Origin of the sequence: Pararhizobium sp. DWP1-1-3 (genome assembly GCF_049896125.1) — a bacterium.
GTDB lineage: Bacteria > Pseudomonadota > Alphaproteobacteria > Rhizobiales > Rhizobiaceae > Pararhizobium.
On the sequence record NZ_JAFCTR010000005.1, the window covers coordinates 273,023 to 286,153 of the forward strand.

At 59.4% G+C, this 13,131-nt stretch carries 10 protein-coding genes; 7 read left to right on the top strand and 3 right to left on the bottom strand.

Going from position 1 to position 13,131, the window contains the following annotated elements; translation table 11 throughout:
* The first annotated feature begins 773 nt into the window (after positions 1-773).
* The 5 genes from ACP7BS_RS13970 (at position 774) to gfa (ending at position 6,629) form a co-directional block, all read left to right on the top strand.
* A complete protein-coding gene (locus ACP7BS_RS13970; protein WP_426238611.1) occupies positions 774-3,887 on the top strand; it encodes a helicase-related protein in 3,114 nt (1,037 codons plus the stop codon).
* Positions 3,888-3,901: 14 nt separating this feature from the next.
* Entirely contained in the window at positions 3,902-4,315 is a 414-nt protein-coding gene (locus ACP7BS_RS13975) for an RNA-binding S4 domain-containing protein (RefSeq protein ID WP_426231280.1), read from the top strand.
* 215 nt (positions 4,316-4,530) lie between these two features.
* The gene (gene fdxA, locus ACP7BS_RS13980; protein ID WP_113241731.1) at positions 4,531-4,869 is read left to right on the top strand and encodes a ferredoxin FdxA; all 339 of its coding nucleotides are present in this window, start codon (positions 4,531-4,533) and stop codon (positions 4,867-4,869) included.
* A gap of 406 nt (positions 4,870-5,275) precedes the next feature.
* Complete coding sequence (locus tag ACP7BS_RS13985) at positions 5,276-5,845, top strand: CarD family transcriptional regulator (protein ID WP_037097139.1); 570 nt, start codon at positions 5,276-5,278, stop codon at positions 5,843-5,845.
* A 208-nt stretch (positions 5,846-6,053) separates the two neighbouring features.
* On the top strand, positions 6,054-6,629 hold the full coding sequence (gfa, locus tag ACP7BS_RS13990) for an S-(hydroxymethyl)glutathione synthase (protein ID WP_426238574.1): 576 nt from the start codon (positions 6,054-6,056) through the stop codon (positions 6,627-6,629).
* Between the two features lie 69 nt (positions 6,630-6,698).
* On the opposite strand, the gene typA is transcribed toward gfa, so the two are convergent.
* Positions 6,699-8,528, bottom strand: coding sequence for a translational GTPase TypA (gene typA / locus ACP7BS_RS13995; protein WP_426231278.1), 1,830 nt, complete (start codon positions 8,526-8,528; stop codon positions 6,699-6,701).
* A gap of 137 nt (positions 8,529-8,665) precedes the next feature.
* Positions 8,666-10,228 carry an alkaline phosphatase D family protein gene (locus tag ACP7BS_RS14000; RefSeq protein WP_426238575.1) on the bottom strand — a complete coding sequence of 521 codons (1,563 nt, stop codon included), beginning with the start codon at positions 10,226-10,228 and terminating at the stop codon, positions 8,666-8,668.
* Between the two features lie 199 nt (positions 10,229-10,427).
* Between ACP7BS_RS14000 and ACP7BS_RS14005 the strand changes: the two genes are divergently transcribed.
* Both ACP7BS_RS14005 and ACP7BS_RS14010 read left to right on the top strand, forming a co-directional pair.
* On the top strand, positions 10,428-10,679 hold the full coding sequence (locus ACP7BS_RS14005) for a ribbon-helix-helix domain-containing protein (protein ID WP_426238576.1): 252 nt from the start codon (positions 10,428-10,430) through the stop codon (positions 10,677-10,679).
* Between the two features lies 1 nt (position 10,680).
* The gene (locus ACP7BS_RS14010; RefSeq protein ID WP_426238577.1) at positions 10,681-11,034 is read left to right on the top strand and encodes a type II toxin-antitoxin system RelE/ParE family toxin; all 354 of its coding nucleotides are present in this window, start codon (positions 10,681-10,683) and stop codon (positions 11,032-11,034) included.
* Positions 11,035-11,042: 8 nt separating this feature from the next.
* On the opposite strand, the gene ACP7BS_RS14015 is transcribed toward ACP7BS_RS14010, so the two are convergent.
* Complete coding sequence (locus ACP7BS_RS14015; protein WP_426238578.1) at positions 11,043-13,130, bottom strand: M3 family metallopeptidase; 2,088 nt, start codon at positions 13,128-13,130, stop codon at positions 11,043-11,045.
* Position 13,131: the final 1 nt, after the last annotated feature.

Consider the following 13,131-nt stretch of genomic DNA (forward strand, 5'->3'; position numbering starts at 1 on the left):
ATATTGCTGTGAACAAATGGGGAAACAGGTTGTCTCCGTGATTCGTCTCCGATTCGTTCCCGCTTTGGCTGAGGTGTTAATGATGGTGCGTGACATCGCCTGAAACGGCTGCGGGCCGCCTGTCTCCGACGCTGTGAGTTTTAGCAAAGCGAGAGTGCGCGGAGGATTTTTTCCGGGTTTTGAACCTGATCGGAATCTGGCGAACAGAGTGGCATCGTACCCCGGCGCTTTTGTCTCCGCTTTGCCGTTCCTTGTGCTGAGGATACAGGCGGGAATGGAACGATCACTCTTTGTATTTGGTTTGTTCTGGTGTCTATTTTAAAAACTACTAATATTTAGGGGTATTTTGTTCTCATTTGGGCATGGACAATTTTTCCCGAAATTTCAGCTATCCGGATTCCGAATCTCAGATTCGTTCTGCTTGGCGCATGGCGTGCAATGTTCGTTTTTCGAGGGATTTGGCACTGAAAGTGTCGATTCAGCATCTGGTGCGAATCCGGCTTACGAAATCAACATTTAGCGGTGAACAAACCCTGAATCCGTTCGAGTCTTCCTTTCGTCGCTGATTCGTTCCACCGCTGTTCCAAATTCGGCACGCAAGGGGTGGAAATGCCGGTCAAAGGCCCCATTTGAATGTTTCATGGCCTCATGCCCCTTGCGTTTCTATTTTGGCGTGGGCATGTGTTCCGCGCCGGTTGAAACGGCTTTGAAACGCTGTGAATGGCCTTCGCAGATTGAAAGTGCGCAGGATCGATATAGTGCCTGACCAACCGATGATCTTGAGTGGCCGCGGCGTGATCGCGGTGCTCGGCCCCACCAATACCGGCAAGACGCATTACGCGATCGAGCGCATGGTTGCGCACGAAAGCGGCGTCATCGGCCTGCCGCTGCGCCTTTTGGCGCGCGAGGTCTATACGCGTGTCGTCGAAAAGGTCGGCGCCCACAATGTCGCGCTGATCACCGGCGAGGAAAAGATCACCCCGCATATGGCGCGCTTCTCGGTCTGCACCGTCGAAGCCATGCCGCGCGAGACCAAGGCCGCCTTTGTCGCCATCGACGAAGTGCAGCTGGCCGGCGATCTGGAGCGTGGTCATATCTTCACCGACCGGCTGATGCATCTACGCGGCCGCGTCGAAACGTTGCTGCTGGGTGCCGCGACCATGCGGCCTATCCTCGAACATCTGCTCCCCGGCATCACCGTTGTCGAGCGCCCGCGCCTGTCGCAGCTTCTCTATGCCGGTTCCAAGAAGATCACCCGCCTGCCACAACGCACGGCGATCGTGGCGTTTTCGGCTGAAGAGGTCTATGCGATCGCCGAATTGATCCGCCGCCAGCGCGGCGGTGCGGCCGTCGTGCTCGGCGCCTTGTCGCCACGGACGCGCAATGCACAGGTGGCGCTCTATCAGGCCGGCGATGTCGAATATCTGGTGGCGACCGATGCGATCGGCATGGGGCTCAACCTCGATGTCGATCACGTCGCTTTTGCGCAGGGCCGCAAATATGACGGTTACCAGTTTCGCGATCTCAATCCCGGCGAACTGGCGCAGATTGCCGGACGTGCAGGCCGTCACCTGCGCGACGGGACATTCGGGGTCACCTCGCGGGTCGAGCCGTTCGACAACGAGCTGGTCCACCGGATCGAATCACATCAGTTCGATCCTGTTCGCGTGCTGCAATGGCGCTCCAAGTCGCTGAATTATGCCTCGATCCCCGCTCTCAAGAAGAGTTTGGATGCCGCTCCCGCCATCCATGGCCTCACGCGGGCCTTGCCGGCGGTCGATCAGCAGGCTTTGGACTATCTTTCGCGCTATCCGGAGGTTACCAGTGTCGCAACCACACCGGAGCGTGTAGAGAAACTGTGGGAGGCCTGTGCGCTTCCCGACTACCGGCGTATTACGCCGGCGCAACATGCCGATCTGATTTCGACGATCTATGCCGATCTCGTCCGGCGTGGCACAGTGAATGAAGATTTCATGGCCGAACAGGTCCGCCGGGCGGACCATACGGATGGTGAAATCGACACATTGTCCGCGAGAATTGCTCAAATAAGGACATGGACCTATGTGTCCAACCGTCCGGGATGGCTTGCCGATCCGACACACTGGCAAGAAAAGACGCGGGAAATCGAAGATCGATTGTCTGACGCGTTACATGAAAGGTTGACGAAACGCTTTGTTGATCGCAGGACATCTGTGCTCATGAAGCGCCTGAGAGAGAATGCGATGTTGGAAGCTGAAATCAGTGTAAATGGCGATGTCTTCGTTGAAGGTCATCATGTGGGACAATTGGCCGGGTTCCGTTTCACGCTGGCGACAGTGGCCGATGGTCTTGACGCGCGCGCCGCGCAAGGGGCAGCCCAAAAGGCGTTGGCTCTTGAGTTCGAAGCGCGTGCCGCACGATTGCATGCGGCGGGCAATGCCGATCTGGCCTTGTCGTCGGATGGTCTCGTGCGCTGGCTCGGCGATCCCGTGGCCAAGCTGACAGCCAGCGACCATATCATGCGTCCGCGCGTGCTGTTGCTCGCCGACGAGCAATTGCAGGGCAACGCCCGCGAGCATGTGCTCGCCCGCATCGAGCGCTTCGTCAATCATCACATCTCGACCGTGCTGAAGCCGCTTGACGATCTGTCGCGCGCCGAAGACCTCGAAGGTCTGGCCAAGGGTCTGGCTTTCCAGCTGGTGGAAAACCTTGGCGTGATGTTCCGTCGCGATGTCGCCGATGACGTCAAGTCGCTGGATCAGGAAGCGCGTGCCTCCATCCGCCGCCACGGCATCCGCTTCGGCGCCTATCACATTTTCATGCCGGCCCTTTTGAAGCCCGCTCCGGCGGAGCTCATCACACTGCTCTGGGCGCTGAAGAACGACGGTCTCGACAAGCCAGGCTATGGCGATCTGATCCCGGTTCTGGCCGCAGGCCGCACCTCGGTGGTCACCGACCCGACCTATGAGCGTACTTTCTACAAGCTGGCCGGTTTCCGGTTCCTGGGAAAACGTGCTGTCCGCATCGACATCCTCGAGCGTCTGGCCGACCTGATCCGTCCGTTATTGCAGTGGAAGCCGGGTACGACGGCGCGTCCGGACGGTGCCTATGACGGCCGCCGCTTTACTGCGACGACGGCCATGCTGTCGATTCTGGGTGCGACACCGGATGATATGGAAGAGATCCTCAAGGGTCTCGGTTACCGTGCCGACGCCGTCAAGGTCGAGGAAGCCGCTGCTTTCCTCGCCGCACAGTCCGGATCTGCCGCACCGGCAACCGACGCTGCAGCGTCCGACGCACCGGCTGAAACCGCCGATCACGATGATGCGGACGCAGCGGCCGAAGAGCCTCATGCTGCTGAAGCGGCACCGGAGCAGGCAGCAGAGCCTGCTGCCGCTGTCGCGGAAGCCGCTGTAACCGCTGAAGCCGATGCGACAGCGACCGAACAGGTCGTCATCGCCGAGCAGGCTGGCGAGCTGGCCGAGCCGGTCGAAGCCAAGCCTGTTCTTCTGTGGCGCCCGGGCAGCCGCAACGACAACCAGCGTTCGGGTGGACGCCCGCAGGGTGATCGCCGTTCAGGCAACAATCGTGCGCCGCAGGGTGAAGCCCGCCGCGAAGGTGGCGAGCCGCGCCGCGAGGGCGAAGGCCGTCGCGAAGGCCGCGATGACAATCGCAAGCCGGGTGGCGGTGGCAGGCCTGACCGCAATCGCGGCCGTGACGGTGGCAAGCCCCAGGGCGGCCAGAGGAATGAGAAGGGCGACCGTCAGGATCGTCCCGATCGCAACGACCGCGGCGGAAAGCCGCAGGCCGCCAAGTTCGAAGCTCGTCCGCCGCGCAAGGAAAAGCCGATGGATCCGGATTCGCCTTTCGCCAAGCTCGCTGCTCTGAAGGAGCAGATGAAAAAATAAGGCCAGGTGACGGTATGGGTGGAAAACAGCCTCAGTCCCTGCCGGTTCTGCGCCAGCGTCTCGACAAATGGCTGTTCTTCACGCGCCTGCAAAAGTCTCGCTCGATCGCCCAGAAGGCGATCGAGTCCGGCGATATCCGGGTCAACGGCTCCCGCATCACCCAGCCATCCCATGCGTTGAAAGCCGGCGATGTCGTCATCGTCTCGCTTGACCGGCACGACACCGTCGTGCGTGTTTTGCTTCCCGGTGTCCGGCGCGGACCCTACGAGGAGGCGCGCCTACTTTACGACGACCTGACGCCTGCGATCGTTCCCGGCGAAAAGCCGAATGCCTTCGAGCAGGCAACGCGGGAGCGTGGCAGCGGACGGCCGACCAAGAAGCAGCGCCGCGATGTCGACAGGCTGAAGCAGGATTGGCATCAAGAATAGCAAACAGGATTAGAAAACTGTCCCGCCGGGCGCCGGTTTCGCGCATGGATTATTCTTGCAAAGCCCCCGCAAAGCCTTTACCTCACGGGGTAAATGAGCAGCCGTGTTGCGTCACGAGAGACGTTGGCGGGCTGGGATCCCCGAACGGATGCGGATAAGCGGACCTCGCTTTTGGTTCCTGTCTGCTGCAACGTGAGAAATCGCTGGAGTACCTCATGACGTATGTCGTGACAGACAATTGCATACGCTGCAAATATACCGATTGCGTTGAAGTGTGCCCGGTGGACTGCTTCTATGAAGGCGAGAACTTTCTGGTCATTCATCCTGACGAGTGCATCGATTGCGGCGTCTGCGAGCCGGAATGTCCGGCAGGCGCCATCAAGCCGGATACCGAGCCGGGCCTGGACATGTGGCTGAAGGTCAACGCAGACTTCGCCACACAATGGCCCAATCTCACCGTCAAGCGTGATGAGATGCCGGAAGCCAAGGAAATGGACGGCGAAGAAGGCAAGTACGAAAAATACTTTTCGCCGAAGCCTGGTCAGGGCGACTGACGTCGTAGGTTTCGGATGGCCGGTTGATTCCTGGTTGCAAAAGATGGCGAAATTTGGGGAATCATGGCTTAACCATGTCCGTGACGGGCTGGTTGGCCTTGATGGCCGTTGTAAAGCAAATTATTGATTTCCGCAGTTTTTTATGATAGGGTCTAAAAACTGATCCACATCGTGGCACTTGCGTGTGCCCGAAAAACCATCACGAAAGCAAAAAAATCCCACTGCGCGGCTGACCCCAAATACGCAACTGCAGTTGCTTGTGTGTGATCGCCCCGCAGAAGATCGATTTGATGACCGTTGGAACGGATCAGCATGGAGTCACCCGACGGTGCCCCCGTCCATCCCGGGCCTGACTGACCCGGCCCCGGCTTATTGCCGGGAGCGTAACAGGGAGTTTTTGAAACGAATGACGACCCAGCAGAAAAAATCTTCAACACGCCATGGATTCAAGACCGGTGAATCGATCGTTTACCCGGCCCACGGCGTTGGACAAATTGTAGCAATTGAAGACCAGGTGGTTGCGGGCATGTCCCTCGAACTGTTTGTCATCGATTTCGAAAAGGACAAGATGCGTCTCAAGGTGCCGGTAGCAAAGGCCGTCTCCATTGGTATGCGCAAGCTCTCCGAGACTGATTTCGTTGAACGTGCATTGAAGGTCGTCCAGGGCAGGGCACGCGTCAAGCGGACCATGTGGTCCCGGCGTGCACAGGAATATGATGCAAAGATCAATTCCGGTGACCTGATCTCGATCGCCGAAGTGGTTCGCGACCTCTACCGTGCTGAAAACCAGCCGGAGCAGTCCTATTCCGAGCGTCAGCTTTACGAAGCTGCGCTTGACCGCATGGCGCGCGAAATCGCAGCCGTGAACAAGATGTCGGAAACCGAAGCTGTCCGTCTTGTCGAAACGAACCTCAACAAGGGTCCGAAGCGCGGCAAGGCCATCGAAGAAGACGAAGCGCAGGAAGAAGCCGCGTAAGCATTCTTCCAGCACTGCTTCCATCTCAAAAGCCCTGTCAGCAATGACGGGGCTTTTTTGTGTCTGCTGTCTGGTTCTGTGGCTACGCCCGGATAAGGAGGGTCCGAGGAGACTCTTTCCGTCGTCGTGATATGCTACCGCTGGAGGCGCCTTGCCGCGATCTGCCGGCACGGGAGGCGAAGGAGATGAACCGGCACGGGAGGAGAACATGCCTGCTACCGTTTCTCTACATCCATTGCTCGACAAGGGTGCGCTCCAGGGGGCGCCGGGCTTCACTGGCGGCGTTCTGGTCTGTGCGTGTATCGACAGGCCTGTAAGGGTCAAGGTCGAGGGCGATGTCGCCCACAATCACGCCTGTGGCTGCACCAAATGCTGGAAACCGGCCGGAGCGACCTTTTCGATCGTCGCCGTTGCCGCGCATGACAAGATTACCGTGCTTGAGAACGGCGACAAACTCGAAGTCGTCGACAAGACTGCGTTGATCCAGCGCCAGGCCTGCAAGGGCTGTGGCGTCCATATGTACGGCCCTGTGGAGCGGGAACATCCTTTTCAGGGGCTGGACTTCATTCATCCCGAACGTTTTGAGAGCGATGGCTGGTCACCGCCCGGTTTCGCCGCCTTCGTCTCCTCGATCATCGAGTCCGGCACCGATCCCGCGGATATGCCCGCTATCCGCGCACGGCTGACCGAGCTGGGGCTCACGCCATCCGATTGCTTGAACAATGCCTTGATGGATTATATCGCCACCTGGACGGCGAAGAAGAGCGGCGTGCTCAAATCTTGATCCGCAAATGAAAAGGGCGCAGCGATCGATATCGCTGCGCCCTCTTTTATTTCGCTGGGAAGCGTCTGCTTATGCAGCGCCGCGCGACTTTTCGAAACGCTTGCGATCGTTCGAGTCGAGGTACATCTTGCGCAGGCGGATGTTCTTCGGCGTCACTTCGACCAGTTCGTCGTCCTGGATCCAGGACAGCGCGCGGTCGAGCGTCATGCGGATCGGCGGCGTCAGCTTGACGGCTTCGTCCTTGCCGGAGGCGCGCATGTTGGTGAGCTTCTTGCCCTTCAGCACGTTGACTTCGAGATCGTTGTCACGCGTGTGGATGCCGATGATCATGCCGGCATAGACCTTCTCGCCGACGTCGATGATCATCGGGCCGCGGTCTTCCAGGTTGAACATGGCATAGGCGACGGATTCGCCGGCATCGTTTGAAAGCAGAACGCCCTGAACGCGGCCGCCGATGTCACCCTTGTAAGGCTGATATTCGTGGAACAGACGGTTCATGATGGCCGTGCCGCGCGTGTCTGTCATCAGTTCCGACTGGTAGCCGATCAGGCCACGGGTCGGAGCAAAAAACTTCAGACGAACGCGGTTGCCGCCGGAGGGACGCAGTTCGGCCATTTCAGCCTTGCGCTCGGACATCTTCTGGACGACGACGCCAGAATATTCCTCATCGACGTCGATGACGACTTCTTCGACCGGTTCCAGCATCTGGCCGGTGGCTTCGTCCTTGTGCATGACGACGCGCGGACGCGAAACGGCAAGCTCAAAACCTTCGCGGCGCATGGTTTCGATGAGAACGGCGAGCTGCAATTCGCCACGGCCGGAGACGTAGAACGAATCCTTGCCTTCGGCTTCCTCGATCTTCAGCGCGACGTTGCCTTCGGCTTCCTTGAGCAGGCGGTCACGAATGACGCGGCTCGTTACCTTGTCGCCTTCGGTGCCGGCAAGCGGGCTGTCGTTGACGATGAAGGACATGGTGACGGTCGGCGGATCGATCGGCTGGGCATGCAGCGCCTCGGTGACCGAGGGATCGCAGAACGTGTCGGCGACCGTGCCCTTGGACAGGCCGGCGATGGCGACGATGTCGCCCGCATGCGCTTCCTCGATCGGCGTACGCTCGATACCGCGGAAAGCGAGAATCTTCGAGATACGGCCGTTCTCAATCAGCTTGCCGTCCTGGCCAATAACCTTGACGGCCTGGTTTGGCTTGATCGAGCCGGAATGGATACGGCCGGTGATGATGCGGCCGAGGAAGGGGTTGGCTTCCAGGATCGTGCCGATCATGCGGAATGCGCCGTCTTCTTCGCCGACGCTCGGCTCCGGAACGTGCTTGAGAACGAGGTCGAGAAGCGGTGCGAGACCCTCTTCCTTCGGACCTTCCGGATTGAGGTTCATCCAGCCATTGCGGCCAGAACCGTAGAGGATCGGGAAGTCGAGCTGCTCGTCGGTTGCATCGAGATTGGCAAACAGGTCGAAGACCTCGTTGATGACTTCCTCGTGGCGTCCGTCCGGACGGTCGATCTTGTTGATCGCGACGATCGGGCGAAGGCCGACCTTCAGCGCCTTGGAGACGACGAACTTGGTCTGTGGCATCGGGCCTTCCGAGCTATCGACCAGAACGATCGCGCCGTCCACCATCGACAGGATACGCTCGACTTCACCGCCGAAGTCGGCGTGGCCGGGGGTGTCGACGATATTGATGCGAACGCCCTTCCACTCGATCGAGGTGGCCTTGGCCAGAATGGTGATGCCACGCTCTTTTTCGAGGTCGTTCGAATCCATCATGCGCTCGGTCGTGCGCTGGTTGTCGCGGAAGGAACCCGACTGCTTCAGAAGTTCGTCCACAAGCGTGGTTTTCCCATGGTCAACGTGTGCGATGATCGCGATGTTGCGCATTTTCATGTGTGAATACTCGGAGGTTTCGGGGCGTATGTGATGAACGCCGCATCTTCAATTGCGCGGCTCATACAGGTTTTTTTGCATTTGCGAAAGGGGGGAGGGCGGCAAAGTCTTGAGAGAGAGTGAATCCGGTGGTCGTTTCATACGGAATTGCCGATTGGGTCGAGCGTGATCTGCCAGAGTTCCTGATCGTCGCGATCCATCAGCCGGACCGTCATCTGCTCGGTCTGGCCGTTGATATCGACAAGGCCGAAGAACTGCAGGCCAGCGGATGGCGGCAGGTTCTGGTCGATGCCGCTGCCGGCCGCCTTGATGAAACGAACGTCCGGACCGAACGTCATATCCAGTTCCTTCGGTCCATAGGTGCCGGAATGCAGCGGACCGGAAACGAATTCCCAGAACGGCAGGAAATCCTTGAACGCGGCGCGGGAGGGATCGTAGTGGTGGGCGGCAGTGTAATGCACATCCGCCGTCAGCCAGACGGTGTTCTGGATGGCATTGTCGCGGATGAAGGTGAGGATATCGGCGAATTCCTTTTCGCGCCCGGTCGGCGGACCATTGTCGCCATTGGCGATCGCATCGGAGCCCTGCCTGTTGGCGAAATCGTCCCAGACGACGAGCCCGATCGGCATGTCGCAGGCAATCACCTTCCAGGTGGCTGTCGAGGCCGCCAGTTCCCGCTTCAGCCAGTCCGCCTGCCGCCAGCCGAACAGTTCGTTGCCACCGCCCTGATTGGCTTCACGGTAGGAACGCAGATCGACGAAGAAAACATCGAGCAGCCGGCCATAGGGGATCTTGCGGAAGATGCGGCCGGGCTGGGCGGGAATGGCGCGGATCGGCGTCATCTCCTGAAAAGCCTGCATGGCGCGGACCGCATAGACTGAAACGTCCTTGTCCGGATAGCGGTGATCGTCACGCAGATCGGTCGAGGGCGACCAGTTGTTCAAAACCTCATGATCATCCCACTGGTAGAAGGTCGGGCATGTGGCATTCAAGGCGCGAACATGGTCGTCGAGAAGATTGTATTTCCACTGGCCGCGATATTCCTCGAGCGTGCGCGCCACCTCGCGTTTTTCCGGCGTGACGATGCGGTTCTTCCAGATCGTGCCGTCGCGCAGCGGAATTTCGTCGGGGATGGGGTTGTCGGCATAGATCGTGTCGCCGGAATGGATGAAGAAATCCGGCTCGTGCAGCAGCATGGTCGAATAGGTCTTCATGCCGATATCGTCGATGCCCCAGCCTTGGCCGGCGGTATCGCCCGACCAGACGAAACGCACCGAGCGGCGGCGCAAGGGTGCTGTGCGAAACCGGCCGATGACCGGTTCGGAAACGCTGTTGCTGTCGTAGAGATCGGTTGCGGTGAAGCGGTAGAAGATGTCCTGGTCCGGCAGCAGGTTGTTCAGCGCACATTTCACGGCGTAGTCGCTGCCCGGCAGCGCGTCGATCGACGGCAAACGCACCGGAGAAGAAAAGCTCTCGGTCGTCGAATATTCGACAGCGATGCGCGACGGCCGGTCCGCCCGTGTCCAGATCATTCCGGATTTGGTATCGACGTCGCCGGACTGGACGCCATGCGTGAAGGATGGCCTGCCGTAGCTTCGGGAATAAAATGGCGTGGCGAGAACGGATGTGGCGGCAAACCCGGCGGCGCCCGCTGACAGCAGAAAGGAGCGGCGGGTCAGCGTATCCTGTATATCGACCAAATCGGCCTCCGGTACCATCTCGGGAATCACGTGAAACCCGAGGCGGACCTTTGGCGAAAGCGATGTCAGTTCGTTTACAGTTGGATGAATCTATTCCAACGGTTTGGCGACAATTCCGTGACGGAATGTCATTCCGTGCAGTTTATTGACAATATACAGCACAAGTATCATCCTGACCGCTATAATTGGGGAGATCAGCATGGCGTCGGAAAGCATTCATGTCCGGGTCACAGGCCCCTTGCAGGACCATGTCCAGCAGCAGATCGGCCAGGATGGCCTCTACGAAAACGCCAGCGAGTACATCCGCGCTCTGATCCGACGTGATCTGCAAAGCCGGACAGAGGCCTGGGCCTGGCTGCAGAAGAAACTGGAGCCCGGCTTGAGGGCTGACGAGGGGGAATTTGTCGCCGTTTCGGCAGAAGACGTCATTCGCCGCAACACAAGCCGATAGGATGGCCGGATATCTGTTTTATCCTCCAGCCGATGCCGCACAGGATCGGATTTGGAGGGATACCGTCGTGCAGTGGGGTGAAGCGCAGGCGGTTACCTATATTACAGGCCTTCACACTCATCTGCAGAAACTATCAGAGACCAAAGCCCTCTGGCGCCGGTTGCCGAGCGATCTTGCTACACCCGCTGATCTGAAAGCCCACGCCTACTTCAGCCGCTATGAGCGGCATTATCTGTTCTTTCGCGCGCTTCCGAGCGGCAAGATTGGCGTCATGGCCATCCTGCACGACCGGATGGATATCCCCGTGCGGCTGCACGAGGATCTGACCGGTATCGCTGATAAATCCGAAGATTAATAGTGTGCTCAGGCGTCGGAGCCCGAAAGCTCTTCCGTCACCGCCAGCCCTTTTTTGGCCAGCATCGCATCCGGGCTTGGCAGCTTGCCGCGGAAGGCCTTGTAGGCGTCTTCCGGGTCGAGCGAGCCGCCAACGGAATAGATGTGTTCCTTCAGCTTCTTGGCCATCGCCGTATCGAACGCATCGCCGGTCTCCTCGAAGGCGGCGAAGGCATCGGCGTCGAGCACTTCCGACCACATGTAGGAATAGTAGCCGGCCGAATAGCCGCCGGCGAAGATGTGCTGGAAGTGCGGCGAGGCGTGACGCATGACCAGCGACTTCGGGATGCCGAGCTCGGCCAGGATTTCTGCCTGAACCGCCATCGGATCATCGATCGGCCAGCGGGTATGGAACTCCATGTCGACGATCGCCGAGGAGGTGAATTCCACCGTGTTGAACCCGGCGTTGAAGGTGCGTGCGGCCAGAACCTTGTCGAGCAGGGATTGCGGCATCGGTTCGCCGGTTTCGACATGCACGGCATATTGCTTGAGGATCGCGGGGACCGTCAGCCAGTGTTCGTAGAGTTGCGAGGGCAGTTCGACGAAATCGCGGGAGACTGCAGTGCCGGAAACGGACGGGTAGGTGACATCCGACAGCATGCCATGCAGCGCATGGCCGAATTCGTGGAACAACGTGCGGGCATCGTCGAGCGACAGCAGCGCCGGCTTTCCTTCCGCCGGTTTTGCGAAGTTGCAGACATTGTAGATGATCGGCATTTCGCCGGTCTTGCCGTTCTTCAGCGGCAGCTTGTGCTGCGACTGGAACGCGCTCATCCAGGCGCCGGAGCGTTTCGAGCTGCGGGCAAAATAATCGCCAAGGAAAAGAGCGACGAGTTTGTTCTGCGCATCGCGGATCTCGAAGACGCGCACGTCCGAGTGATAGGCGGTAATGCCCTTCTTCTCGACGGCGCGAATGCCAAACAGCCGGTTGGCGACATCGAAGCAGGCCTCGATGATCTTTTCGAGCCGCAAATAGGGCTTCAGTTCGGCTTCGGAGAAGTTGAATTTTTGCGCGCGGATGCGCTCGGAGTAGAAGCGCCAGTCCCAGGGCATCACGTCGTGGTTCTTGCCATCCTCGGCAATCATCCCGGCGATATCGGCTTCTTCCTCGCGGGCGCGCTTGACGGCTTTTTCCCAGACGGCGCGCAAGAGATCGTTCACCGCAGCCGGGGTCTTTGCCATGGTGTTGTCGAGCTTCATTTCGGCGAAATTGCCGTAACCGAGCAGTTTGGCGACCCCGCTGCGCAGTGCCAGCGTTTCGCGGATGATGCCGCGATTGTCGGTCTCACCCAGATTTTCGCCACGGGCAACCCAGGCCTTGAAGGCCTGTTCGCGCAGATCGCGGCGTTCCGAGAAGGTCAGGAAGGGCTCGATGATCGAGCGCGACAGGGTGACGGCATATTTGCCGTCCTCGCCGCGTTCGCGGGCGGCTGATGCCATGGCGTCCTTGAGGAAATCCGGCAGCCCTTCGAGTTCCGGGCCTTCAGCCAAAATCAGCGACCATCCCTTCTCGTCGGCCAGCACGTTCTGGCCGAACTGGGTGCTGAGGCCGGCGAGCTTTTCGTTGATCCCGGCAAGGGTTTCCTGCTCGGGCTGCGGCAGCTTGGCACCGGATTTCACAAAACCCTTCCAATGGCGTTCCAGCACGCGCAATTGTTCGAGCGAGAGGCCGAGAGCCTCGCGCTTCTCCCACAGCTGATCGATCCGCTGAAACAGCGCTGCATTCATGCCGATCTTCGAATAGTGCCGCGACATCTTGGGCGAGATGTCCCGCTCCAGTGCCTGGATGGCGTCATTGGTATGCGCGCCAGCCCGGTTCCAGAACAGCGACGAAACCCGTGACAGTGCGTCACCGGCGGTCTCAAGGGCAACGATGGTGTTTTCGAAGGTGGCAGGCTGCGGATTATTGGCGATGGCGTCGATTTCGGTTTCGTGTCCGGCCAGGGCCGCTTCGAAGGATGCTGCAAAATCGCTGTCGCTGACCGCCTCGAAGCGCGGCAGTCCGTCCGGGCCGTTCCAGTCGGTGATGGCAGGGTTCAGAGCGGGGCTCAACGTCATA